General features: G+C 29.3%; 25 protein-coding genes. 6 read left to right on the forward strand and 19 right to left on the reverse strand.

The genetic code is table 11. The features are described 5' to 3' along the window. Positions 1-2: 2 nt before the first annotated feature. Positions 3-356, reverse strand: a complete 354-nt coding sequence (gene gldC / locus H6553_03485) for a gliding motility protein GldC (protein ID MCB9032876.1) — start codon at positions 354-356, stop codon at positions 3-5. A gap of 171 nt (positions 357-527) precedes the next feature. On the opposite strand from gldC, the gene H6553_03490 reads away from it, so the two are divergent. Continuing rightward, positions 528-1,625 carry a Fic family protein gene (locus H6553_03490; protein ID MCB9032877.1) on the forward strand — a complete coding sequence of 366 codons (1,098 nt, stop codon included), beginning with the start codon at positions 528-530 and terminating at the stop codon, positions 1,623-1,625. A 5-nt stretch (positions 1,626-1,630) separates the two neighbouring features. On the opposite strand, the gene H6553_03495 is transcribed toward H6553_03490, so the two are convergent. The 11 genes from H6553_03495 to H6553_03545 form a co-directional block, all read right to left on the reverse strand. Next, positions 1,631-2,299, reverse strand: a complete 669-nt coding sequence (locus tag H6553_03495; GenBank protein ID MCB9032878.1) for a hypothetical protein — start codon at positions 2,297-2,299, stop codon at positions 1,631-1,633. A 20-nt stretch (positions 2,300-2,319) separates the two neighbouring features. After that, positions 2,320-3,708 carry a T9SS type A sorting domain-containing protein gene (locus H6553_03500; protein MCB9032879.1) on the reverse strand — a complete coding sequence of 463 codons (1,389 nt, stop codon included), beginning with the start codon at positions 3,706-3,708 and terminating at the stop codon, positions 2,320-2,322. Positions 3,709-3,802: 94 nt separating this feature from the next. Then, entirely contained in the window at positions 3,803-4,363 is a 561-nt protein-coding gene (locus H6553_03505; protein MCB9032880.1) for an isoprenylcysteine carboxylmethyltransferase family protein, read from the reverse strand. A gap of 6 nt (positions 4,364-4,369) precedes the next feature. Next, on the reverse strand, positions 4,370-5,968 hold the full coding sequence (locus H6553_03510; protein MCB9032881.1) for a GMC family oxidoreductase: 1,599 nt from the start codon (positions 5,966-5,968) through the stop codon (positions 4,370-4,372). Positions 5,969-6,040: 72 nt separating this feature from the next. Then, the gene (locus H6553_03515) at positions 6,041-7,162 is read right to left on the reverse strand and encodes an ABC transporter permease (protein ID MCB9032882.1); all 1,122 of its coding nucleotides are present in this window, start codon (positions 7,160-7,162) and stop codon (positions 6,041-6,043) included. Beyond that, positions 7,159-8,265 (reverse strand): ABC transporter permease, encoded by a 1,107-nt coding sequence (locus H6553_03520; GenBank protein MCB9032883.1) that lies wholly within the window; start codon positions 8,263-8,265, stop codon positions 7,159-7,161. The genes H6553_03515 and H6553_03520 overlap by 4 nt, the downstream gene beginning before the upstream one ends. 45 nt (positions 8,266-8,310) lie before the next feature. Continuing rightward, positions 8,311-9,060: an ABC transporter ATP-binding protein gene (locus H6553_03525; GenBank protein MCB9032884.1), complete on the reverse strand. Its 750-nt coding sequence runs from the start codon at positions 9,058-9,060 to the stop codon at positions 8,311-8,313. Beyond that, positions 9,050-9,982, reverse strand: coding sequence for an ABC transporter ATP-binding protein (locus H6553_03530; GenBank protein ID MCB9032885.1), 933 nt, complete (start codon positions 9,980-9,982; stop codon positions 9,050-9,052). Before H6553_03530 ends, H6553_03525 begins: the two co-directional genes overlap by 11 nt. Beyond that, entirely contained in the window at positions 9,975-10,964 is a 990-nt protein-coding gene (locus H6553_03535) for an HlyD family efflux transporter periplasmic adaptor subunit (GenBank protein ID MCB9032886.1), read from the reverse strand. Before H6553_03535 ends, H6553_03530 begins: the two co-directional genes overlap by 8 nt. 12 nt (positions 10,965-10,976) lie before the next feature. Then, positions 10,977-12,236, reverse strand: a complete 1,260-nt coding sequence (locus H6553_03540; GenBank protein MCB9032887.1) for a TolC family protein — start codon at positions 12,234-12,236, stop codon at positions 10,977-10,979. Positions 12,237-12,245: 9 nt separating this feature from the next. Then, on the reverse strand, positions 12,246-12,842 hold the full coding sequence (locus H6553_03545; protein ID MCB9032888.1) for a TetR/AcrR family transcriptional regulator: 597 nt from the start codon (positions 12,840-12,842) through the stop codon (positions 12,246-12,248). 141 nt (positions 12,843-12,983) lie between these two features. Here H6553_03545 and H6553_03550 point away from each other — a divergent pair, with 141 nt between their 5' ends. Then, positions 12,984-14,957, forward strand: a complete 1,974-nt coding sequence (locus H6553_03550; protein MCB9032889.1) for a T9SS type A sorting domain-containing protein — start codon at positions 12,984-12,986, stop codon at positions 14,955-14,957. On the opposite strand, the gene H6553_03555 is transcribed toward H6553_03550, so the two are convergent. Then, complete coding sequence (locus H6553_03555; protein MCB9032890.1) at positions 14,947-15,873, reverse strand: aspartate carbamoyltransferase catalytic subunit; 927 nt, start codon at positions 15,871-15,873, stop codon at positions 14,947-14,949. The genes H6553_03550 and H6553_03555 overlap by 11 nt on opposite strands. A 4-nt stretch (positions 15,874-15,877) precedes the next feature. Beyond that, positions 15,878-16,399, reverse strand: a complete 522-nt coding sequence (gene pyrR, locus H6553_03560; GenBank protein MCB9032891.1) for a bifunctional pyr operon transcriptional regulator/uracil phosphoribosyltransferase PyrR — start codon at positions 16,397-16,399, stop codon at positions 15,878-15,880. Positions 16,400-16,497: 98 nt separating this feature from the next. Here pyrR and H6553_03565 point away from each other — a divergent pair, with 98 nt between their 5' ends. Continuing rightward, positions 16,498-17,223, forward strand: coding sequence for a hypothetical protein (locus H6553_03565; protein ID MCB9032892.1), 726 nt, complete (start codon positions 16,498-16,500; stop codon positions 17,221-17,223). 282 nt (positions 17,224-17,505) lie between these two features. On the opposite strand, the gene H6553_03570 is transcribed toward H6553_03565, so the two are convergent. Beyond that, complete coding sequence (locus H6553_03570; GenBank protein ID MCB9032893.1) at positions 17,506-18,243, reverse strand: hypothetical protein; 738 nt, start codon at positions 18,241-18,243, stop codon at positions 17,506-17,508. A gap of 81 nt (positions 18,244-18,324) precedes the next feature. Between H6553_03570 and H6553_03575 the strand changes: the two genes are divergently transcribed. Continuing rightward, positions 18,325-18,828 (forward strand): hypothetical protein, encoded by a 504-nt coding sequence (locus H6553_03575; GenBank protein MCB9032894.1) that lies wholly within the window; start codon positions 18,325-18,327, stop codon positions 18,826-18,828. Here the strand turns inward: H6553_03575 and H6553_03580 are convergent. The 4 genes from H6553_03580 to H6553_03595 form a co-directional block, all read right to left on the reverse strand. Then, positions 18,817-19,530 (reverse strand): VIT family protein, encoded by a 714-nt coding sequence (locus tag H6553_03580; GenBank protein MCB9032895.1) that lies wholly within the window; start codon positions 19,528-19,530, stop codon positions 18,817-18,819. The genes H6553_03575 and H6553_03580 overlap by 12 nt on opposite strands. Positions 19,531-19,614: 84 nt before the next feature. Further along, positions 19,615-21,189: a hydroxymethylbilane synthase gene (hemC, locus tag H6553_03585; GenBank protein MCB9032896.1), complete on the reverse strand. Its 1,575-nt coding sequence runs from the start codon at positions 21,187-21,189 to the stop codon at positions 19,615-19,617. Between the two features lie 4 nt (positions 21,190-21,193). Next, positions 21,194-22,435 (reverse strand): glutamyl-tRNA reductase, encoded by a 1,242-nt coding sequence (gene hemA, locus H6553_03590; GenBank protein MCB9032897.1) that lies wholly within the window; start codon positions 22,433-22,435, stop codon positions 21,194-21,196. Positions 22,436-22,524: 89 nt separating this feature from the next. After that, positions 22,525-23,397, reverse strand: a complete 873-nt coding sequence (locus tag H6553_03595) for a LysM peptidoglycan-binding domain-containing protein (GenBank protein ID MCB9032898.1) — start codon at positions 23,395-23,397, stop codon at positions 22,525-22,527. Between the two features lie 19 nt (positions 23,398-23,416). Here H6553_03595 and H6553_03600 point away from each other — a divergent pair, with 19 nt between their 5' ends. After that, the gene (locus tag H6553_03600; protein ID MCB9032899.1) at positions 23,417-24,757 is read left to right on the forward strand and encodes a nodulation protein NfeD; all 1,341 of its coding nucleotides are present in this window, start codon (positions 23,417-23,419) and stop codon (positions 24,755-24,757) included. After that, positions 24,758-25,435: a 3-deoxy-manno-octulosonate cytidylyltransferase gene (locus H6553_03605; protein MCB9032900.1), complete on the forward strand. Its 678-nt coding sequence runs from the start codon at positions 24,758-24,760 to the stop codon at positions 25,433-25,435. The last annotated feature ends 102 nt before the right edge of the window (positions 25,436-25,537 follow it).

The raw sequence follows: 25,537 nt of genomic DNA on the forward strand, positions 1-25,537 counted from the left end.
AATTATATATTTTTTCTATCACTTTCTTCCCAAGCTCTTGTTTTATCAGCTAAATCCATACAAAATTGTTTCATACTTTCTTGTACATAAGGATTTTGTGTTGCTTGATGATAAGTATTTGAAAGATTAAGTAATATTTGAAAAAAGTGCGTATGCATTTCGTCGATTTGCATATCTTTTGTCCATAAATTAATAGACAATGTATTTTTTTCTTCACCATCCCAAAGATTCACCATCATCGATTTCGCTTTGTCGCCATCGCCTTGTGGACCATCAGTTGCTGTCCAAGAAATTTGTTCTGGTAAATTATTATCGTCTAAGTTTACTTTAAAGTTCACTTCTGTTTGCCTTGCCATTGTAATTTTTTTGCAAAGGTACGCAATCGTTATTTTATTACGATTAAAATAGTATTAAGTAGCTTTTGAAGCCATGCAGTGATAATTAACAGATTTTTGCGGTGAATAATTATTATAATCTCCGCAAAAATACGGTGAATAAGTTATATATTTACCGCAAAATATTTGGTTATGGCTAAGTATATATATCAATACAAGGATTGGTATCATTTTAAATGGAATGATAATGATGTTCAAGTTATTTTGGGAAAAGTTAGACTGTTACAAGGTAAAATATTAGGACAAATGCAAGGTTTGGGTTTTTCAATACAAGAAGAAACAATGTTGTCTGCTTTAACACTAGATGTTTTAAAATCATCAGAAATTGAAGGCGAAATATTAAATTATAAGCAAGTGCGTTCTTCTATTGCAAGACGATTAGGCATAAACTATGCAGGAATGATTCATGCTGATAGACATATTGAAGGTGTTGTGGAAATGATGTTAGATGCAACACAGAATTATAATCAACCACTTCTTGAAGAAAGAATTTTTGCTTGGCATGCGGCTTTATTTCCAACTGGTTGGAGTGGAATGCATAAAGTAAAAGTAGGAGCTTATCGTGATGGCGAAATGCAAATTGTATCTGGACCAATGGGAAAGGAGAGAACACATTATACTGCACCACCAGCTAATATAGTTAAACATGAAATGAATATTTTTTTGAATTGGATTAATACAGAAAATAAAATTGATGGTGTATTGAAAGCCGCAATTGCACATTTTTGGTTCATTATTATACATCCATTTGATGATGGAAATGGTCGTATTGCTAGAGCCATATCAGATATGTTGTTGGCTCGTTCTGAAGATACTTCTCAACGATTTTATAGCTTATCTAATCAAATATTAATAGAAAAGAAAACATATTATAAAGTTTTGCAAGAAGTTCAGTATCATAAAAATGATATAACAGCATGGTTAATTTGGTTTCTAAATTGTTTGTATAATTCATTACTTAATACCAAAACAACTTTAAATAAGGTGTTACAAAAAAATATGTTTTGGGATAAGCATAAAAATACAGTTTTAAATAATAGACAAAGATTAATGTTAAATAAATTGCTAGATGGATTTAAAGGAAAATTAAAAACTTCAAAATGGGCAAAGATTACAAATGCATCAACAGATACTGCACTAAGAGATATTAAAGATTTAATAGAAAAAGGTATTTTAAAACAAGAAGAACAAGGAGGAAGAAGTACTAATTATATATTGATAGGTAATTAATTTCTTTATTTTCTCAACTGTAAAAATACAAAAATAACTAAGCATAAAAAGTTGAGTACTACAGATAATGAAAAGATTTCATTCATTATACCATAGTTGAAATAAGCTATAATGAGCAATATTGAACAAGCGATTTGTAGTAGACCTATAATTTTTCCTAACCACTTTTGTTGAAAAAAGAATGGTGCAAATATTAAAAATACGCTGGCAATACTCGACCATTTTAACCATGTAAACAATTGTAGAAAAGCTAATGGTACTTCAAAGTTTTTTGTAGGATGTAAATTGGTAATTTGAAACAGCTGTAAGTTTTCTAATGCATCAAATAAAATAATTAAAAAACAAAGTATATAGACAATATACATAGATTTATATTGTTTTCTTTGATAGATGCCTATTGCAATACAAAGCAAAAAGAAACTATAAATAAACATAAAAGCAAAGTCAATTTGATTGCCTAAGTTAAATGCTTGTTTGTATGCAACAACATCGTTTACTTCGAATAGGTGATGTACACTAGCAGTATCTTGTATAAATTCGTAAGCAATAATTGGTGTGTAAAATCCATTAGGTAAATTATTTTCTAGCTTTGGATTGATAAACATCAAAATCAAAGAAGTGATGATTAATAATATGCCAAATATTGTAGCTAATTTAAATCCGCTAACTTTCATTGCTATAAAGATACACAAATTTAAAATTTAGTAAAACGACTAACATAGTTTGTTGTACCATCGTAAACATTGACGATATAATAACCATTACTCAACTTTTGAATATTTATTGGTACAGCATTGTAATTAGCAGACATAACTAAATTACCTACACTATTATATATAGTATAATTTAATAATTTATTTGTAGGAATATCTAATTGTATAAATTGCTGAGTTGGATTTGGATATATACTAAATGGAAGTGTCGTTTTATTTTTAATAGAGGATACCACTGCTTGTTCATCATAAATAGTTGACCAATTAACAAATCCACTACTACAAATACTTGCTACTGCAAATTTATATGAATTATTGGTATCTAAAGTAATATCTACACTATTGCTAGTGCTTTCTAAAAATGTTATATTATCTGATGAGTCTATTATAGCAATTCTATAGTTATCTACATTTTCAATTAATGTCCAATTGATAGTATAATTATTTATATTTTTTTCTACATCAACAATAATAGGTTGACTACATTGTACGCTACTAGGAATTTTATTTTGTTGAAAGAAATTCCAACTCTCTTTTGTCCAACTAATATCTTGATTGGTTTTTCCTAAAATACCCAAGAACACATTATCTGCACCAGCCCAAGTATGTCCACCACTAATCATTTTATAAAACGAAGTAGTTACATTATCATTACAGTCAGTATAAGTATATCGTACTGCTCTACTTCCATCAGTAGTATTGGTATTGGGTAATGTGTCGATAATTACATTATTATTACAATTATTGGTTATTTGCCAAAATGATTTGATGCTATCAATTCCTGGAAAATTTAAAGGTATGCCATTGTATGGTGTAATTGGATCTGCTGAACCATTACAAGCAATTAAAGGAAAAGCTCTTGCAGGAACACAGGTTTCAATATTATCATATATCATTGAAGCTACTAATGGTGCAATAGCCGCAAAACGATTCGTAGCATCGCAAGCTAGTTTGTAACTCATAAAACCACCAGCAGAATATCCAGTAGCATATACTTTTTCTAGATTGATATTGTATAGCAAGTGCATTCGGTCGATGAGTTCGCTTAAAAATCCAACATCATTTACATCAGATTCAATAAAGAAAAAAGTACCAGAATTCCATCTCGCATCAATTCCGTTTGGATACACCACAATACACCTTGCTGTATCTGCTAATGCATTGTATTTGGTATAATTCATCTGAAAACCACCATTTTGAGTGAAACCATGCATATTAATTACTAGTGGTAGATTTTCATTAGGAGAGAAGTTTTTAGGAAGATAGACAATATAGTTTCTAACTCTGTTTTCAAATTGAAACTGTCCGTATTGTTGAGCATGAATATTGCCAACAAGTAATAAGAATAATAGTGTAAATATATTTTTCATAATTGTTTAGTCATTGGTTATTTTTTGTAGTCATTAGTCATTGAGTTATTTGTTTTTAATGTCAGAAGGAAACTTCTGACAGCACAGAAAGTCATTATAAAATAAAAGGAATTAAACCAAATGTTTCTTTTTTATAGTTGATATAATCGTTGCCAAATTTACCAATCAATGCTTTTTCTTCTACTTTAATCCTTATTTGAAAAACAATAATAATTATAATAGTTATTATAATTAAAGATAACCAGTTATTTAATGAAATTCCAAATCCAATAAAAGATAAAAGAGATGCAGTATAAGATGGATGCCTAAAATATTTATAAATTCCTTTGTTATTAAGTTCATGTTGATTGCGAATATTTACATCGACTGTAAATTGTACACCTAGAGAATAGATAGCATAGAATCTAATAATACAACCAATAATTATAATTAATAATCCAATGTATCTTATGTTTTCATTCATTGAAGTTGGTAGATAATATGCAGTGCTAATATAACCTGCTATAGAATTGCCTGTGATTATTCCTGCCCAAATAAGTTGCAAAGTATATTTATCTGTATTTTCTGTATCTTGATTTTTAGAACGAAGTAATCTGCTTAATGCAAATTCTGATGCAAACCAAAGTATATATATTATTATGAAAATTATATTCATATTTTATTAATTATTGAAATTTTCATTCTCTGTTTTGTTTGGAAAATGTGCCATAGCATGTTCTGAAATTGCTGTAATACTTAAACTTGGATTTACACCTGGATTTGCAGAAATCATACTACCATCGCAAACCAACATATTTTTATAGCCAAATACTAAATTGTTTTTATCAATTACGCCACTATTGCTATCTTTTCCCATACAAGCACCACCTAGAATATGTGCAGTTGTAGGAATACCCAATAAAGTTTCTGAACTCATTACCATTGCTTTTCCATCAATAATTTGCTCTACTTCTTTGGCTAATTCTTGTGCCTTTGGATTGAAAGCAGTTGGTGCTGGACCAGTGTCTAAGTTAGATTTTAATCCACCAAAAATATTTTTCTTAAAACTTAGTGTAGAATCGATGCTTTCCATATACAATAAAATATGTGTTCGCTTGCTCCAATCATCTACAAAAATAACTTTTAAATTATTGATAGGATGTTTGATGAAATCTAAAATCATATTAAAAAAACGAATTAATATATTTTTTCCTTGAACCATTGGTGCCATAAAAATTCTCCAAAAACCAGAACCTTCAGAATATTTAACTGGTTCTATGTGTCGATGTTCATCTATATTAATAATAGAACCAATAGCAATACCTTCAGAAAAACTAGTTTTCTTGTTAAATGTAGTAACACCTATTAAACTTTCTGAATTGGTACGAATACCACTGCCTAATTTGTTGCTTAAATTAGGTAAAGATGTTTGCTGTAGTTTCAACATTAAATTCATAGTACCTAAAACGCCACCAGAAAAAATAACGCCTTTAGTGGTTACACTTTTCTTTTTAGATGAAAAAATATTTAATGATTCTTTATATTTTATAGTATAACCTGTACTTCCATCTTCATTCATAGGAATTACATCAAACACTTCAGATTCTGCTATGATTTTGCAACCCAATTGTTGTGCTAAGTACAAGTAGTTTTTATCGAGTGTGTTTTTAGCATTGTACTGACAACCCAACATACAACCACCACATTGAATACAACCAGTTCTATCAGGACCTTTTCCATCGAAATATGGATCTGGAACAGTAACATCTTGCTTGCCAAAATAAACAGCAACATCAGTTTGTTCATAAGCATCAGCTCTGCCAATTCGAGCAGCTAACTCTTGCATTACTCTATCGCTTCGTCTTACATAAGGATGTTTTTCTGCACCCAACATTTTTTTAGCTAAAGTGTAGTAAGGTTTTAAATCGTTTTCCCAATCGTTCAAGCCATTCCAATGTCCACTATTGTAAAATTCTGATTTAGGAACAGGTAGTGTGTTTGCATAAACTAAAGAACCACCACCAACACCAACGCCACTTAACACAGCAACATGTCTAAAAAAGCTTAATTTAAATAAACCTTGCATTCCTAATTTTGGCATCCACATCCATTTGCGAAGATTCCAATTAGTTTTAGGAAAATCTTCTGGTTTATTAAACCATTTGCCTTTTTCAATTACTAGTACTTTATATCCTTTTTCAGAAAGTCGCAATGCAGAAACAGAACCACCAAAACCACTTCCAATAATTACAAAATCGTAATCTAACTGTTGAACACTCATATTATTTTATATAGTGTTAAGTTAATATATTTTGTGAAAAAATAAAATTACTAGAATAAAAAATATTAAAACTTAATTTGTTTTTCTATAATTGATAATTGCCCAAGAATTAAAGAATATTGCAAAAGCTATCATAATATAAATATGTGTACTAATGTTTTTTAGTGTGCTTCCTTTTAATACGACCATGCGCATTACTTCTATAAAATAAGTTACAGGATTAGAATATGCAATTACTTTTGCCCAATTTGGCATAGCGTTAATTGGAGTATATAGTCCACTCATTAATATAAAAATCATCATAAAGAAAAAAGCAATAGACATTGCTTGTTGTTGAGTATCTGTATAGGTAGATATCAATAAACCAAAGCCAAGCATTGCTACTAAATAGATAGCTAAAAAGATATATAATAATAAAATATTTCCAATAGGTGTTATTTTGTAAACTAACATTCCGACTATAAAAAATCCAAGTGTAAAAACAAAGATGCCAATTATCCAGAAAGGTATTAGTTTTCCTAATATATAAATATACTTTTTAATTGGTGTTACATTAATTTGTTCTATTGTGCCAATTTCTTTTTCTTTTACAATATTTAAACTGCACATATAAGCACCAATCATGGTAACTAAAATTACGAGTATTCCTGGTACCATAAATATTTGATAATTTAAATAAGGATTAAACCAATTAATTATATTTACAGATATGTTAGATAATTTATTTTGATTGTTTACACTATATAAAGTAGTAGCAAGAGCATAATTAAAATCTTTAATAATAGCACTAGCATAAGAGCCGCCAATACTTGCTTTAACACCATTAATTGAATTGATTGCTAAAAATAATTCTTGATTTCCTTCTTTAATTAAATTTTGTTCAAAATGAGTTGGAATTTCTAGGATTAAATCAGCTTTATCTTGTTCTATTAGTTTAAAAGCGTTGGCGTAATTAATTTCATAAGCAACTAGTTTAAAATAATCAGATGCTGTAATTTTTTTTATTAAGCTTTGTGCATAATCAGAACGATCGTGATCTACTATTGCTATATTAATATTTTTAATATCAAAATCGGCAGCTAATGGCAATATTAATAACTGAATGATTGGCATTAGAAACATCATAGGTAGCAAATTTTTATTTCTAAATATTTGTTTAAATTCTTTAATTAGTAAAAATCGTAGTGTTCTCATGCTAACCTAATTTTAAATTTTTTAAAACTAATGGCTAACATTATTAATGTCATACCAACTAATATTAAAGTTTCTTTCCAAATGGCACCAAAACCCAATCCTTTTATCATAATAGATTTTACAATGATATAATACCATTTTGATGGAATAAAGTTGGATATAATTCTAAGTGGTAATGGCATATTTTCTAATGGAAACAAAAATCCGGTAAACATAATAGTTGGAATTAGCATTGCCATTAATGAAATAAGCATTGCTGCTTGTTGAGAATCGGTACTGTTAGAAATCAACAATCCTAATGATAAGGCACATAATATCATTATGCTACTTTCTATATATAATAATAATATACTTCCATTTATTGGCAAGTCTAATAAAAAAATACTCATTAGTAATATTATAGTTAAATTTATTAGCGATAAGAAGAAATAAGGAATTACTTTTGATATAATTACAATTATTGGATTCATTGGTGAAACGAGTAAAATTTCCATAGTGCCTAATTCTTTTTCTTTTACAATAGATACGGAAGTCATTAAAACACACACCAGTAATAGCACTAATGCAATAACACCAGGAACGAAATTCATAGCACTTTTTAATTCTGGATTGTATAGCATTCTAATTGCTACATTAATAAGTATTGGTGAAATATTATCTTTATTAATACTACTGATGTAATCTTGTATGATATATTGAATATAAGTTGAGGTTGTAGTAGCCGTATTTGGGTCTGATGCATCTGCAATGATTTGAATATTGGCTTTACCTTCGTGATATAAATGATTGCTAAACTCATTAGGAAATACAATAACTAATTTTATATGTCCTTTTTTAAATTCATCTTCAATTTGATTTTGATTGTGTAGTATAGTTGTAACATCAAAATAATTAGAGTGAGCTATTTTGTCTATAATTTCATTAGAAGTATAGTCGTTAGCGTAGTCGCAAATAGCAATTTCAGAGTTTTTGATTTCATTCGTTAGTGCAAATCCAAAGAGAACAATTTGAGCAATAGGTAAACCAAACAACATTAAAAGTGTTTTACTATCTCTAAACACATGATAAAATTCTTTAATGATGAAAGTTTTGAATTGTTGCATCTTCGTTTTCTTTTTTGTTGGCTGTTAGTTGATAGCTTTCACTTTTTAACTTCTTTTGGCAACTCTTGCTAATTGATAAAAAACATCGTCCATAGTTTGTACATTAAATTCTTTTTTTAAATTACTTGGAGTATCTAAAGCAGCAATTTGTCCATCTACCATCATTGAAATACGATTACAATATTCAGCTTCATCCATATAATGTGTTGTTACAAAAACCGTAATTCCTTTTGAAACAGCATCGTATATTAAATCCCAAAACTGTCTTCTTGTAATTGGATCAACGCCACCAGTTGGTTCATCTAAAAATACAATACTTGGTTCGTGTATAATAGCAACTGAAAAAGCCAATTTTTGTTTCCAACCTAATGGCAATGATGCTACTAATTTATTGGATTGCGATGTTAGCTCCAGTTTTTCTATTAATTCATTGCTCTTTGCTTTTAATTTATTATCATTTAGACCATATATTCCACCAAAAAAAATAATATTTTCTTTTACGGTTAAGTCTTCATATAAAGAAAACTTTTGACTCATATATCCTATATTGGCTTTTATTTTTTCAGTATTTTTATATATGTCATAACCTGCAATTATAGCATCACCTGATGTAGGAATTGACAAACCACACAACATACGCATTGCCGTAGTTTTTCCTGCACCATTAGCACCTAAAAAACCAAATATTTCACCTTTATATACATTAAATGTAATATTATCTACAGCAGTAAAATCACCAAACTTTTTAGTAAGATTTTTTGTTTGAATTACAATATCGTTGGTATTAATTGCCATTTGAACTGTTTGACATTTGTTGAATAAAACAATCTTCTATAGTTGGTGATATTGGATTTATAATAATATTTTCTAACTGGTTTTGTTGTAAGGTATTGGTTAAAACCTGTATATTATTATTGTTGTGTTCTTTAAATGAAATGTGATGAAATTCTCCAAATGAATATACTGTTTGAATTTGTTTGTTGGCTCTTAATAAATTTAAAAGCCGACTCATATCATTAGCTTTTATGGCATATAATTGATGTTTATAGTCTTTAATAATTTGTTGTGGTGTATTAACCGACATTATTTTACCATCTTGTATTAAAGCAATTTTTTCGCACAAATTAGCTTCATCCATATAAGGTGTTGAAACAAGAATAGTAATGCCTTCCGTTTTTAGATGTTTAAGCATTTCCCAAAATTCTTTTCTCGAAACAGTATCTACACCAGTTGTAGGTTCATCTAAGAACAAAACCGTTGGTCTGTGAATTAATGCACAACACAATGCTAATTTTTGTTTCATTCCACCAGATAATTGTCCAGCTAATCTATCTTTAAAAGGTTCTAATTGTTCGTATATAGATTTGATTAAATTATAGTTTTGTTGAATACTGGTATTAAAAATAGTAGCAAAAAAGTGTAGATTTTCAGATACACTCATGTCTTGATACAAAGAAAATTTTCCAGGCATATAACCAACTCTTTTTCTAATGGCTTTATATTCGTTTACTACATCGAAGTTATTTACAGTAGCACGACCTTCATCTGGTAACAATAAAGTAGTTAAAATTCTAAAGAGTGTAGTTTTACCTGCACCATCTGGACCAATCAATCCAAAAAGTGCTCCTTTTTCAATTTCTAAATTAATATTATCTAAAGCTTTATGTTTTAGTTTAGGATATGTTTTACTTATATTTTCAACTAAAACATCAGTCATTATTAATGAATTTTATTTCGCCGTACATTCCAATTTTGTAAGCACCATTATTTTGCACCTTTATTTTTACAGCATAAACCATATTGGCTCTATCTTCTTTTGTTTGAATGGTTTTTGGCGTAAACTCAGCTTTATTGCTAATCCAAGTAATAATACCTTTTGTTGAGTTGAACCCATTGTTGCCATCGTCAGTAAGTACTTCTACAGTATCGTTGAGTTTTATTTTTGCTAATTGATTGCCTGTTACATAAACTCTTAAAATAATTGTAGATAAATCGGCAATTTTGTAGAGTGGTTTTCCTACAGTTGTAAATTCACCGCTATAAGCATATTGAGTTAAAACTGTTCCTTTAAATTCATTTATAATAGTTCCATCAGATATTTGATTTTTAATAATGTCTAATTTTTTTTCACCAGGATTTTTCTCACTCAGTATTGCTTTGTTTTGAATGCCTGCAGTTTGTTGTGCTGCTTGAATTTGAGCATTTAACACGCTAATTTGTTTCTTGGCTGTCTGAATTTGTTTTTGTAAAACTTCTTGTTGTCCAACTAAGTCATCTAATTGTTTTTTAGGTGCTGCATTGGCATTAACTAAATTTTGAAATCGGAGAACTTCTTTATTTAAAACAGTTAATTGTTGTTCGAGTGTTGCAATTTGACTTTTTTGGGTATTGATTTGTGCATTTAGTATTTCAATTTGAGGTGCAGCCGTAGTTGTTTTATCGTTAATTGCATTGATAGTAGCTTCTATTTGATTGGCTTGTAGTTGCAAGTTGGTTACATCAATTTTACCAATAGTATCGTTGGCTTGTAGTGTACTTCCTTCTTCTATGTTTAATGATAGAATTTTTCCAGTAGCTTCTGCACTAATAATTCTTTCTACAGCTTCAAAAGAACCAGAAGCATCAAAGTCTTTCTCGTTTCTTTTACAAGCATTTAAACTTAGAATAAAAATAATGATGATAATATGATATTTATTCATTGGTGATGAAATTTAATTTCCTGAAATATAATTGTATTGATAAATTGCCATAAGTAATTCTGTTTGATGTAAAACTAAATCGAGCTTGGCTTTACTTGCTGCATTAACATAATTAATATAATCTAAAGCAGAAATTAAACCATTGTCTAACTGAATATTGGCGGTTGTTTTTATTGCCTCTCTAAGTTCAATTAATTGCTTGTCATTTTCTATAAAAGATTGATATTTAGCAATTGTAGCATCTTGTTGTTTTAATTGAATGCTATTATTGAGTTCAAAAACTTTTTGTTGAGATTGAATATTCTGTTGATTAATAGTAATTATTTTTTTATCTTTTTTTATAGTATATAGTTGACCAATATTCCAATTCATTTTTAGTCCACCAATATAATAAGGCGAAAAATCATTTTTTAAGAAATTTAAAGCAGGTCTTCCATATCCACCTTGAAAAAATACACCAAATTGAGGAATTAATTTATTGTTGATTTGCTTGTATTGAAGCTCATTTGACAATTGTTGGCGTTCAAATAAATGTAGTTCTGGTCTTTGATTGTTGTTAATTGGTAGCGTTGTTTTAGGAATAGTAAGTGTTGTAAGCATACCAATATTTTTTCCTGTTAATATTGCTAATATATTAATGTAAGCATTTTTTTGAGCTTTATTTTCTGCTATTTTTTGTTGTGTATTAATGAGTTCTGCTTTTATTAAATTAGCATTAGTAGGTATTGCTGTGCCATTTTCTATTGCAGCTTCTGTTTTGCTAAGTGTACTATCATAATCAGCATAAAGTAATTGCAATTGTTTACTGTACTCATCTATTAATATAATTCCGAAATAAATTTGATTTATTCTATTTTTTAATTCATACAAATTAACTTCTAATTGTTGAGCATTAATAGCGGCATTTGCATTAATTTGTTCTTTGGTGTTTTTTATAATTTTGGCATTACTAAGTGGAATAAAAAGATCTGCATAAATTTTATATTGGTCTTTATTTAATGATGGAATTTCTATATTGGGTAATTGAATTGGTAATGAGGTAACTTCTGACTGATAGCTTGCTTGTGCTTGAATATTAATTTGTGGCAAAAATGCTTTTGTTGCATTAGATAAATTATATATTTTGGCTTCTTCAATTAACTTTAGTTGTTCAATTAATGGATAATTTTCTTTTGACCAAGCATAACATTCTTCAATAGTAATAGTAGTTAAATTTTGTGCATTACTATAAAAAGTTAATAATACTAATAAATAGAATAGTATTCGTTTCATTTTTTAGGTTTATTCATTATAAGAAATACTTTTTAACCAAATTGGTATTAATTTTTTTCTTTCTTTTAAGATAGAGTTGTATTGAACATCAGGCAATTGAAAGACATTTTTAATTAATGGCATTGCTATAAACGGAAATGCTATAAAAGCCATTGTGTTTATACCAATATGAATTGGATTAATTTTATAATTTACTTCTTGTTTAAACTGTTCCAATAAATATGATTTTTTTATTTGTTTAAAAACGCCAATCTTTTTAATTAATTCTTCTGGATTTTGCCTTATTTCATTTAAAATAAAAGTTGGAACATCTGGATTTTCAATCAATAAATCGGTATAATGTATTACAAATTGCTCTAATTTTTCTTCTATGCTGGTATGTTTGTCATTCAAAATAGGCAATACACCATTTAAAATATGCTGTATCGACTCTAACATAATAATATCGTACAGTTTCTTTTTACTTCTAAAATAGTAATTAACCAAAGCCAAATTAATATTAGCAGCTTTTGCAATATCTCTAGTCTTAGTTGCTGCAAATCCTTTTTCGTGAAAAATTTTTCTAGCAGTTTCTTTAATTAATATTTCTGTTTCGTTGGTATTCATAAAAAATATTAGTAGTATAAAGTTAAATTAAAATTTTGATTTAAACAAATGATTAATACAATTTTTTAAATTAATATTAATTTTGTTCAAAAAAATAAATACGCAATTGTAAAATCTTAATTAATTTCTTATATTAGATTAATGAAGCACTTTTACTTTCTTTTATTTTGTAGTGTATTGCTACCTACCAAGGCAGTTACTATAACTACTCAAAATTTGCCAGCACCAGCCAACTACGATTGTGGCGATGCTAAAGCTAAACTTAACAATGTATTGTTTGGAGCAACACCACCAAATGCTAGTCCAAATCAGCCAGTAATAGTATTTGTACATGGTTGGTTTGATAATGGTTATTCTTGGTTTATGGCAAAAAATCAGTGGTATCAAAAATGCTATAATGCTGGTTATAATACGGCTTTCTTTTTTCATACTAGAAGTGGCTTAATGCAAGAAAATGGTGCCGTAATTGCCGATATGATTCGTGCTACTTGCGAGCATTTTAATACCAATAATGTAATTGCAGTTTGTCATAGTAAAGGTGGTTTAGATATGGAATTTGCTTTGTACAATTCTGGAATTGCCGATTCTGTAAGTGGTGTTATTACGCTATCTTCTCCTTTTTATGGTGCAGCATTAGGTGATTTTATTGCTAATCCACTAATAAAATTAGTAACAGAAAACATACCAATTGTTGGCGAAATTTTTAGAGGTAAAGGTACTTACCAATTGCAAACAGCTTATATGACTGGTGTTGTTAGACCAATGATGGATAATAGTGCAGAAAATCGACCTGAAAAATTTAGATGTTTTGGTGCTTGGGGTTTTAATAATATCATGCGTTTCCCACCAAATATTCCAGATGATATTGCTAAAGTAGTTTTTTATGAACAATATAGACCTTTGTGTTTTGATATTCCTGGATTAGGTGTTATTGCTGGTGGTTTAATGACTGCTGGTTTTACGCTATTAGGTGGAGTGAGTAAAATTATTCCTATTCCTTCTGCATATCAATATCCAAATTATGATAATAATAAATATACAGATGGATTAGTTTCGTACTATTCTGCTTTTAGACCTGGTGCTACTGAAGTCTCTGAACGACCACCAAGTACAAACTCTTTTTTAAATCATGTAGATGTGTTGTTGTCGTCTGAAACTTGGGACGAAGTGTATGAACAGATACAATATTGTACTCAAAATCCTGTGTTGCGAAAAGCTAATCAAGCAAGTGTTCCTACCAATAAATCATATCAAAGAGATGCTATTGCTAGTAATTATAACTTACTTAAAACAAAAACACTTCCTATAACAGTAAATCGTCAAACACAGTTGCAATTAATTGGAAATTATAATAATTTAAATATAAAAATATATAATAATAATCAATTAATAAAAACAATACAACAAGATTTAGCCACTGATTCTTATATCAATTTATTTCATAGCATAGACTTATCTGACTTAAATGAAAATACCAATTATACGCTAGAATTTAATCAAGCAGTAACTGCCTTATTTGTTGATGGAAATGAAGCAGCTTTATCATTAGCATTCAATCAAAATTATGCTACCAATACAGATTTAAACAGTTTAAAAATATATGCAAATAATTTTAATGCTAACTATAAAGAGATACAAGTAGAAGCAATACTTAATAGAAATATGGACGAATTTACTGATGTTGTTTATGAGTCGTCTATTACTATACCAATGATATTTAATCAACAAGAACAGTGTTATCAAATTAAGGAAATACCAAATCTTAAAAATGGAATTTATAATTTAACGATAGTAGCCAATACTAAGACTATTAGTAGAACACTTACTACAAGTATTGCTATTAATAAGAATGAAGTATTAAATAAAAATAGTAAATTATATATATATCCAAATATTATTAGTAATAACGATGTGCAATTAAAATATTATAGTGCTGTATCTAAAAATGATATAATTAATATATATAATTTAGAAGGAAAACTAATATTTCAACAAGCTGTAAATCTTCAAGCAGGAGAGAACCAATTGACATTAAATACAAGTAATGTTAGTTTAGCAAAAGGTATATATATTGTACAACTAAACGAAAGTAGTGCTAAAATTATTAAGCAGTAGTATTTGCCAACAAGTACATACAAGCCATGCGAACTGCAACACCATTTTCTACTTGATGTAGTATAATAGAATGATGAGAATCAGCAACATCACTGGTAATCTCTACACCTCTGTTAATTGGTCCTGGATGCATTATTACAATTTCTTTTTTTAGTTTGTCTAACCTTGTTTTGTTTACACCAAAGTACATAGCATATTCTCTTAAAGAAGGAAAGTATTGTGTTTGTTGTCGTTCTAATTGAATTCTCAAAATGTTAGCTACATCACACCACGCCAGCGTTTCATCAATATTGTAAGAAATATTAACGCCAAGTTCTGCTATATTTTTTGGCAACAATGTTGGTGGCGAACAAAGCGTAACTTCTGCACCTAATTTTTGTAGACAATAAATATTAGATAGTGCTACTCTACTGTGCATAACATCACCAATGATAGCAATTTTCTTGCCTTTTAAAGTGCCTAATTTTTCTCTAATAGAAAAGGCATCTAACAACGCTTGCGTAGGATGTTCGTGAGTACCATCGCCAGCATTTAAGATAACGGCATCAATTTTATCTGCTAGAAAATAACAAGCACCAGGACTTGGATGTCGCATGACCAACATATCTACTTTCATGGCTAAAATATTGTTGACCGTATCTAAAAGCGTTTCGCCTTTTTTAACCGACGATGATGACGATGCAAAGTTAACCACATCAGCACTAAGTCGTTTTTGAGCCAACTCAAATGAAATTTTTGTTCTAGTAGAATTTTCAAAAAACAGATTGGCAATAGTAATATCTCTTAGTGTAGGTACTTTTTTTATTGGTCGGTTAATTACTTCCTTAAAGTTAACAGCAGTATCTAATATCAATTCAATATCATTGGTTTGTAGTGGTTCAATGGCTATTAAATGTTTTGTACTTAACTGTCCCATATTTTTAATTTACAAATACAACTTTATTATTTTTATTATTCCAGTCAACTTTAACTTGTATATTTTCAATAGTATCTACCGACTGTCCAACATAGTCTGGTTGAATAGGTAACTCTCTTTTAAATCTTCTGTCGATTAAAGTAAGCAACTCAATTTTTTTAGGTCTACCATACATTAATAAAGCACCCATTGCAGCTCTTACAGTTCTTCCTGTATATAATACATCATCTACTAATATGATTTTTTTATCTTCAATTTCAAAAGAGATATTCGTAGTATTTGCTGTTACAATTTTTCCTCGTCTAAAATCATCTCTATGAAAAGTGTCATCAATACTACCATGATATACTTTATTTTTGCTAATAGACTGTAGTATAGTATATATTTTTTCTGATAATAAAATACCACGAGGTTGAATGCCAATTAAAAAAATTTCTTCATTTAAATAGTTTTCTAAAACTTCTCTACTTAATCGTTGAAGCATTAAGTGAATTTGTGTATTGTTTAACAACAATTGTGATGACATCAGCACAAAAATAAATAAATAATTTTAATCTCATTTTATTTTGTTTTTTAACATTTTATTTAATAACTTGCCTAGGTTATCAACAATTTGTTTAGAATATGGAACAATTTAATGTAATAATGTGGATAATTATACCAATAGCAAGTGCTTTATTGGGCGTAATTATTACTGCTTGGTATTTTAATAGCAGAAGCAATTCTAAAAAAGATTCTTATAAAGAACTTAAGGCAGAACACGAAGAATTGAAAAAAATGAAAGCTAATTTTTTGTTGCCTAGTAATGATGCTCAAGCAATGAAACACAAGGTTTTTGCACTAGAAAAGGAAAACTGCAATTTAGAGAAACAGCTAAAATCTATTAACAAAGACAATGAATTGCATTTAAATGAGCTTGTTAATACAAAGTATGAAGAGTTAACTAAGCAAGTAAAGCAGTTAAAATCTTATATTATTGAATTAGAAGAGGAGTTATCGTTTAAAAATAAAGACGACCATCAACTTTTAACTAAAAAAGAAAAAATAATTTCTATTCCAGATGATGAGTTAGACCGTATAAAAGCAAAAAATACAGTTATTAATTTTGATAGAATTGGCTTTGCTACAATAGAAGATAAAGATGACTTAACTGTAATTAATGGCATTGGTGCTAATGTAGAAAAACGATTGAATTTAATAGGAATTTTTACGCTAGAACAAATTGCCAACTTTAATGATGAAGATATTATTAAAGTAAATCATGCAATAGAATTTTTTCCTGGAAGAATTGCCAAAGACAATTGGGTAGAACAAGCCAAACAAGAGTTAAAGTTTAGAAGTATAATATAGATACTAGAACTTGTTGTCCATTTGGGCGTCATTCGTAGTATGACGAAGAAATTTACCTGCCTACCGCAGGCAGGTCAGGAATCTCCAGCGTCATTGCTGTGGAAACAGCAATCTGTTGTAAAAAAGATTCCCAATCAAGCCTGCCTGTCGGCAGACAGGTTGAGAATGACGATTTTTCCTTTATTTTACTTCTAAATACATAACAGGATACTAGACTATTTTCCATTTTGAGTGAAATATAATGTAGTGAGGAAAAAACTCTAATTTAGTATAGTAGATAACTTATTCTGTTCCACTTTCAATGGCTTCCATTTTAATATAGAAACCTTTTTGAGCTCTTTGTATCCAAGGTACAGTAATATTCGGATTGCTTTGTGCTACGACCGACCACAACTCTTTGTATACCATACCAACATTTTTAGCATATTTTTCTAAGGAATAAGTATAGTTAATTGCTGTAGAATCATCTTCTTGCAAAACAGTAACTACATCATTAAAAGTAGTGCCTAACGAATTGGTAAATGAGCCACCAGTTTCAATAATTTCGTAAGTCCAAGGCGAATAAAATGACGAATCTATATAAGGTAATGGTGTTTCTATATATTTATTGCCTTGCCATTTTTGTCCTAAGTATGGTGGAAAAACCAATTTTATATATCGCAAATTTTCTTCTACTCGCTCAGCAGCAGTTTCATCTAAAACCTGATACCAAATTCTATCTAAAGACCAACTATCATTTATATTTTGTTTAGTATATCGTTCTATTCTATCTGCATTTCTTCCTAAATTATCAATAAAATGAGACTCTATAACTTCTTTCAAATAAAACGAATGTTGTGTAACCAAAACTGGATTGTAAAAGTTGTTATAAGTAACAGAATCTACTTTATAGATAACATAATGTCCAGAATCATTTGGAAAGTATTCATAAGCATAATCAACTACAAAGGTCTCCGTTTCTTTCTTACAAGAAAAAATAAGCAATGCTGTTGCTAGTACTAATATTATTTTATACTTCATTATCAAAATCAAATTTAATATAAAGTCGGTAGATTTCTACAAATAGTTGTATATTTTTGATAATTGAATTTATTTTATCCTATGAAAACTACAGTTAAAGCATATTTTAAGGTGATACAACAAATACATATTGCACTTTGTTTAGGTGCATTTGTTATAATTGCAATTCTTAAATATTTAAGAACAACAGGAAATATGCCACTAGATAATAGTAATTTGTTTTTATATGTAGGTATTGGTTTGGCATTAATTGCAATTTTGACTTCAAGAATTATGTTTTTTAATTATTTGAAAACTAGTCAAAATAATAATGTTGATTTGTCTACCAAGTTGGCGACTTATAGAACAGCTATGATAATACAAATGGCAATTTTAGAAGGTGCATGTTTTACAAATATTATGTTGTTTTATTTAGATGGAAATGATAAACTATTTGGTATTGCTATTGCCTTGTTGTTATTAATGATTATTAGGCGACCAAATAAAGCAGATGTGGTGAAAGTATTATTTAATGGTAATGAAGCAATGACTAGACAATTGTATGATGATAACACAGAGATAGATGTAAAAGAATTAAATGTTTAAATGAAATAGATGACCAACTAAAGCAGTTAATCCCATAGTAATTGTTCCCCAAAATGTTATTCGTGCAATTGCTTTACCAATGCTAGAGCCACCAACTTTAGCCGCCAATGCACCTAAAACAATTAAAAAAACAATAGAAAAACTATATAAATAATACTCCATATTAAATACAGGTAAAAACAGTGTAACTACAAGTGGTAGTATGCCTCCGAATAAAAATGAAGCAGCAGAAGCCAAGGCAGCTTGTGCTGGTTTTGCTTGATTTATTTCATTAATACCTAACTCATCTCTAATATGAGCAGCTAAAACATTTTTTTCGGTAAGCTCTTTGGCAACAATAAGTGCAGTTTCTTTTTTTAGACCTCTTTCTTCATAAATTTTTGCTAAACGCTGCAATTCTAATTCTGGACTTTCTCTTAATTCTATTTTTTCTCTTTCAATATCTGCATTTTCAATATCTGTTTGAGAACTTACAGAAACATACTCACCAGCAGCCATAGATAAAGCACCAGCCACAAGTCCAGCTAAAGTTGCCAAAACAATAGGCGTTCTTAAATCACTTGCAGCAGCTACACCAATAGCAATACTTGAAGTAGATAAAATTCCATCATTTGCTCCAAGCACAGCAGCTCTTAACCAATTACTACGATGTATATAATGGTTGTCTAAATAATTATCTAACTCTTCTAAATGATTATTCATAGCATTTGTTTTTAGAAATTAAATAACAGCTTTCCTCTAAGATAATTAAGTTTTATAAAAGAAAACAGTGTAACTATTAGTAAATTATATTGGTTTTATAATACTTAACTGATTGATTTCATCTACAATGCTGTATTCATACGGTGTTTGCGAAACAGTATGCGTAATGTTTAATTGTTGTAATGCAGTTGAGGTAGCTTTGCCAATGGCTATTACTTGTTGATTTTCTAGTAGCTGAAATTGACTGAAATAGTTTTCTGCATTCATTGGACTAGTAAATACCAATATGTTTTCGTGTTGTTGTGCTATGTTTTGTATTGGTTGATTACTATATACAATAATATTTTCTGTTTGTATATGATTGAAATTGGCTAGTGCTTTTTGTACACTCATAGAAGAATTATTTGCCATAGGAAATGCTACTTTTCCTTTAGTTATGCTAGCAAATTTTTCAGCACTTGTTGCACCAATACTGTCACCAATAAAATCTACATTGATATTTTTTTGTTGCAAATGAAATGCAGTTGCTTTTCCAAGTGCCGCAATTTTTGTAGTAGACATATGATTTTTATCTACTGTAGTAAAGAAAAAATCGACAGCTCTTTTACTGCAAAAGAATAACCAATCGTAAGTGTTGTTAAATGAAAAATCGACTGCTTTAAAATCGATTAAACTTTTGCCAATAATGCTATCTTGTAATGATTGTTTTAAATAACTATCAGCATCTAAATCTCTAGAAATAAAAATAGTATTTGCAGTATTGTTGAATATATGTTTGTAATTATAATCTAAACTTGGATTTTCAATACATATTCTACTAGGAAAACTATTCCATTGTTTGGCTTGTGCTATCCAAAGTTTGGTTACGCCATTGTTTGTCGTAGCGTAAGCACCTAATGGCATTTGGCAACCACCTTCAAAATCTGCTAATACTTTTCTTTCTAATAATGCTAAATTGCTACTATTGGTATCGTTTAATATACTACAAATACTTGCTAATTCCTTATCATTTTCTCTAATTTGATAAGCCAAAACACCTTGTGCTGGTGCAGGAATAAATAATGGTGCATCAAGTACAATTACTTCAAATTCGTTTAAATTAATTTCCAGTCGTTCAATGCCAGCTTGAGCCAATATGATAGCATCAAATTCACCTTTTCTTAATTTGTCAATTCGTGTAGGTACATTTCCTCTTATGTCTTTAATTTCAATATCGTTTCTATACGATAGTAATTGTGTTTTTCTTCTAGCACTAGAAGTTCCTACAATTGCATTTTGTTGTAATTGTAAAAATTGTGTAGTATCTACTTTATTTTTGTTGATGAGCAATACATCAAACGGATTGGCTCTTTTTGAGTAAGCAGTAATACTTAGTCCTGTTGGTTGTTGTGTTGGCACATCTTTACAAGAATGCACTGCTAAATCAATCTCGCTATTTAGCAAAGCATCTTCTAGCTCTTTAGTAAAAAAACCTTTGCCTTCTAATTTTTCAAAACTTGTATTCCATTGCTGAGAAGTATCGCCTTTGGTTTGAATGATTTTTAATTCAACCAAATAATTGTTCTGTTCTAAAACTTGCTTAGTAAAATTTGCTTGCCATAATGCGAGTTGGCTACCACGAGTACCAATGATAATAGGTGTACTGATACCTTTTGTCATTGTTTTAATATTTAGAACTGTTTAATATGCTTTCTTTAGATACTTTAAATGGCAATGCAATATATTTTTCTTCCATGTATTGCATTACGCTTTCTAAAACTAATTTTGCATTATCATCAAGTGTTGCCACTTCTTTTTTAAACGCTTTGGTTAAAGCTGTTTCTTTAATGTTTTTTACTTCATTAGGAATTTCAGACAATGCCAATTCTAATTTTCTTTCTTTAAAGAGTTCATTAAATACATTAATAAAATCTTCTAGCAATGCTTCTGCTTTGTAGGTTTCATTTTTTCTAAACTGTAAATTTTCTTTTGCTTTAGTTTCTAAAGAAGCTACATCAATATATTTTACAGTTTCTAAATCAGTAATTGCTGTATCAATATCTTGCGGAATTGCTAAATCGACAATTACTAATTTATTATTATGATAAATTTTATTAAAAATAGAATGATTTAAAACATCATAGCTTGCACCAGTACACGAAATAATTACATCAAACGCTTCTTGATGATTAGGCAATTGTTCTAAGCTATATGCTTTGCCATTTTTAAATCGAGATGCTAAATCTTCTGCTTTGTGTAGTGTTCTATTGTAAACAGATACATTCTCAAAACCAAATTTAACTAGCAAATTTGCCATTAGATTATTGGTTTGTCCAGCACCAATAATTAGTAAATTAGCTGTGCTTGGAATATTATTTTCTAATAAAGACCTAAATGCTAAAGAAACTACGGAAATAGGTTTTTCTCCAATTTTAGTTTCAGTGTGGATTTTTTTCGCAAAAACTATAGCTTGTTCTATTGCAAGTCTAATACTATCGCCACTTAAATTGTATTGCTTGCTATTGGCATACGCTTGTTTAAACTGACCAATAATTTCTCTTTCGCCAATTACCAAAGACTCTAGTGAAGATACTACCGCAAAAATGTGTTCAATAGCATCTTTGCCTTCGTAAACCATTGCTTTAGAAATGTGTAAATCAATTAAATCTTTATTTAAATTTGGATTGATAAACAAGAATAATTTTCTTAAGAAATGATTGTCTACTTTTTCTTTAGAAGTAAAAAAGAAAGTAACTCTGTTGCAAGTATTTAAATAGAATAGTTCATCTAAATCAAAGCTATCTTTTAATAAACTAAGTTTACTAATAGGGTAATCACTTTCATCTTCGTCTGTAATAAGATAATCTTTTAGACGATTGACTTTAGTGTTTTTGTGCGATATGGTTACAACCTTATAATGTTGCACTAATGCTTCATTTTTTACAAAGATGCACCATTTCTAGTCAATAAAAAAATGATTTTTGTCATTATTCTAATTCTAACAATAAAATAAAACTACTGCTTTGCGTATTCAATTTTAACATACGCTTTTCCGCTACCTGTTTTTAATTGATTTACAACACCTAATGAAATTCTAGCAGCTATATTTTTGTTTTCGTCTATATCTGGTAATATTCCTAGTACTTTGGCATAGCTAACTTTACCATTGGCTAGATTCGTGATTTTTAAAATAGTACCTACTGGTGCAGTTCTGTGCAAAGCGTAATAGGCATATTTCATAGCAGGATTAGTTGTCGTCATCATGGCTATAGTTACTTCTTCCTTATCTATCTCTTTGTCTGTTGTTTGCTGTTGATAATTATCAAACAAAGGATGTTTTGGAACTACAATTGCACTATCTGTAGTAATTACTTCCAGTTGTTTTTTGCTTGGTTCATCACTTAAAATAACATCCGCTTTTTTATTACTTATTGTCTTCTTTGAACCAATAATCAAAGTATCACCAATAGTAATATTATTGTCCGATAAACTATTCCATTTCTTTAAATCATCTACACTAATATTGTGTTGCTTACTAATGCTATAAAGTGTTTCTTTAGCTTGAACTACATGCTCGTTTTTTGATGGTGTTTTATGCTCTATTTTCTTGTCTGCTTTTTTTTCAGTAGGAATAATTAATTCTTGTCCTAATTTTAAATCTTCTGCTTTTAAATTGTTGTTGGCTTTAGACAAAGCATCTACCGAAACATTAAATTGCTTAGCAATACTATACATGGTATTGCCTAATTGTACAGTATAGGTTTTATTAGATTGACTAAATCCAATATTGGCAATTAAAAAAGTAAATAGGAATAAAAAGTTATATTTCATTATTTTTACATTTGATGGAACTAATTTCATTTTGTTTTCGTTATAATTATTAATCATTTTTCAACATAAAGTGCATATGCAATACATTAAATCGGCTATTTTATTTTTGTTCATTACAATTGCAATAAGTGGTTATGCAAAAAGCGTACCTAATATTTATCAACTGCAATTAAAGCAAGAAATTGATAAAGGTGCTGTTAGATTAATTAATAGAGCAATAAAAGATGCCGAACAACAAAAAGCCGATGTTTTTTTATTAGAATTAGATACTTATGGTGGATTATTAGATGCTGCTGACGAAATTAGAACAACTTTATTAAACACCAAATTAAAAACTGTAGTTTGGATTAACAACAATGCAGCTTCGGCTGGTGCATTAATTTCTATTTCTTGCGATAGTATTTATATGAGTGACGGTGCTAACATTGGTGCTGCAACTGTGGTAGATCAAAATGGAGAGAAAGTAGCAGATAAATACCAATCATATATGCGTGGTTTGATGCGTTCTACTGCGGAAACCAATGGCAGAGATCCAAAAATTGCAGAAGCTATGGTAGATGAAGATTTATCAGTTGAAGGAATAAATGATACTGGAAAAATATTAACTTTTACTACAACCGAAGCGATACAATTTGGTTACTGCGAAGGCAAAGCCAACGATATTCAAACAGTAAAAGATTTTTTAGGAATGCCAGATGCTAAAGTAACTGTACATAAAGTAACCACACTAGATAAATTAATTAACTTTTTGTTGAGTCCATTCATCAACAGTATTTTAATTATGATGATAATTGGTGGCATTTGGTTTGAATTAAAAGCACCAGGCATTGGTTTTCCTTTAGCCATAGCAATTTTAGGAGCAGTCTTGTATTTCGCACCTTTGTATTTAGAAGGATTAGCAGCCAATTGGGAAATTGCCATTTTTGTAATTGGATTAATACTCATTGCTTTAGAAATTTTTGTCATTCCAGGTTTTGGCATTGCTGGTGTACTCGGAATTATTTTTGTAATTGGTGGATTAACGCTCAGTTTATTTGGCAATTTAAATTTTGATATTCCAGGAAATGCGATGAGTGTGATTAGTAAAGCTCTGTTTAGAGTAAGTTTAACACTAGTATTTGGTTTTATACTGTTAACATGGCTTGGTGGAAATATATTTAATTTTCCTTTATTTAATAAAATGGTGTTACAGTCAGAACAGAAAGCTACCGAAGGTTATACCATTAACCAAACGCATAGCGAAAACCTAATTGGTAGTATTGGTACAGCATATACCGATTTAAGACCAGCAGGAAAAGTTGTTATTGGCGAAGATATTTACGATGCCATTACCGAAGCTGAATTTATTTTAAAAGAGGCACCAATTAAAGTAATAGGTATTAGTGGTTATTCTTTAAAAGTAAGAAAAGTAAGCTAATTGAAAATTTTAGCCATTATACCTGTACGATTTGCTTCTAGCAGATTTCCTGGAAAACCTTTAGCCAATATTGCAGGAAAAACTATGGTAGAACGCGTTTTTAATCAAGTAGAGCAGGTGCGTGGTATTGATGATATTGTTATAGCTACTGACAACAAATTTATAGCACAATTAGCTTTAAGTTTTGGTGCAAAAGTAATAATGACATCTACTGAAATAAAAAATGGCACAGAACGATGTGCCGCTGTTGTAGAGCAATTAAATGATGCTTACGACTTTGTAATTAATATTCAAGGTGATGAACCATTTATACAACCACAACAAATAGAAGAATTAATTGCAATATTTGATAATGAACATCAGATTTTTACACAAGCAAAAAAAATATCAGACAAAAAAAATATTGATAATAAAAATATAGTAAAAGTAGATATTAAAAATAATATTGCAATTGATTTTAGTCGAACAGCAAATTATAATTATAAGCATATTGGTTTGTATGCATATACTACAGCAACATTATTAGCTATTGCTAAATTGCCACCAAGTGCAAAAGAAATAGCACGCAACTTAGAACAATGGCGATGGCTAGAAGCTCACTACACTATAAAAGTAGGTCTTACAAATTATACATCAAAAGCTATAGATGTTTACGAAGATTTGTTTTTGGAGTGGTGAGATGGTTAGAAATAAGATTTATAGTGTAGCAACTTTTTTGTTTTTATTTCTGGATTTAATAGAGTTAAGCGAAGCTAATATTTAAACCAATCTACTACAATG

The organism is Chitinophagales bacterium (assembly GCA_020636535.1).
GTDB lineage: Bacteria > Bacteroidota > Bacteroidia > Chitinophagales > JADIYW01 > JADJSS01.

Bases quoted from the DNA above. Each gene is read 5' to 3' on its own strand.
- H6553_03575 (MCB9032894.1), top strand. From the start codon at position 18,325: ATGAAAACTACAGTTAAAGCATATTTTAAGGTGATACAACAAATACAT.
- hemC (MCB9032896.1), bottom strand. From the start codon at position 21,189: ATGACAAAAGGTATCAGTACACCTATTATCATTGGTACTCGTGGTAGC.
- H6553_03550 (MCB9032889.1), top strand. From the start codon at position 12,984: ATGAAGCACTTTTACTTTCTTTTATTTTGTAGTGTATTGCTACCTACC.
- H6553_03540 (MCB9032887.1), bottom strand. From the start codon at position 12,236: ATGAAACGAATACTATTCTATTTATTAGTATTATTAACTTTTTATAGT.
- H6553_03565 (MCB9032892.1), top strand. From the start codon at position 16,498: ATGGAACAATTTAATGTAATAATGTGGATAATTATACCAATAGCAAGT.
- H6553_03515 (MCB9032882.1), bottom strand. From the start codon at position 7,162: ATGAGAACACTACGATTTTTACTAATTAAAGAATTTAAACAAATATTT.
- H6553_03495 (MCB9032878.1), bottom strand. From the start codon at position 2,299: ATGAAAGTTAGCGGATTTAAATTAGCTACAATATTTGGCATATTATTA.
- gldC (MCB9032876.1), bottom strand. From the start codon at position 356: ATGGCAAGGCAAACAGAAGTGAACTTTAAAGTAAACTTAGACGATAAT.
- H6553_03595 (MCB9032898.1), bottom strand. From the start codon at position 23,397: ATGATTAATAATTATAACGAAAACAAAATGAAATTAGTTCCATCAAAT.
- H6553_03525 (MCB9032884.1), bottom strand. From the start codon at position 9,060: ATGGCAATTAATACCAACGATATTGTAATTCAAACAAAAAATCTTACT.
- H6553_03535 (MCB9032886.1), bottom strand. From the start codon at position 10,964: ATGAATAAATATCATATTATCATCATTATTTTTATTCTAAGTTTAAAT.
- H6553_03555 (MCB9032890.1), bottom strand. From the start codon at position 15,873: ATGGGACAGTTAAGTACAAAACATTTAATAGCCATTGAACCACTACAA.
- H6553_03505 (MCB9032880.1), bottom strand. From the start codon at position 4,363: ATGAATATAATTTTCATAATAATATATATACTTTGGTTTGCATCAGAA.
- H6553_03490 (MCB9032877.1), top strand. From the start codon at position 528: ATGGCTAAGTATATATATCAATACAAGGATTGGTATCATTTTAAATGG.
- H6553_03600 (MCB9032899.1), top strand. From the start codon at position 23,417: ATGCAATACATTAAATCGGCTATTTTATTTTTGTTCATTACAATTGCA.
- H6553_03545 (MCB9032888.1), bottom strand. From the start codon at position 12,842: ATGAATACCAACGAAACAGAAATATTAATTAAAGAAACTGCTAGAAAA.
- pyrR (MCB9032891.1), bottom strand. From the start codon at position 16,399: ATGTCATCACAATTGTTGTTAAACAATACACAAATTCACTTAATGCTT.
- H6553_03510 (MCB9032881.1), bottom strand. From the start codon at position 5,968: ATGAGTGTTCAACAGTTAGATTACGATTTTGTAATTATTGGAAGTGGT.
- H6553_03570 (MCB9032893.1), bottom strand. From the start codon at position 18,243: ATGAAGTATAAAATAATATTAGTACTAGCAACAGCATTGCTTATTTTT.
- H6553_03580 (MCB9032895.1), bottom strand. From the start codon at position 19,530: ATGAATAATCATTTAGAAGAGTTAGATAATTATTTAGACAACCATTAT.
- H6553_03500 (MCB9032879.1), bottom strand. From the start codon at position 3,708: ATGAAAAATATATTTACACTATTATTCTTATTACTTGTTGGCAATATT.
- H6553_03520 (MCB9032883.1), bottom strand. From the start codon at position 8,265: ATGCAACAATTCAAAACTTTCATCATTAAAGAATTTTATCATGTGTTT.
- H6553_03530 (MCB9032885.1), bottom strand. From the start codon at position 9,982: ATGACTGATGTTTTAGTTGAAAATATAAGTAAAACATATCCTAAACTA.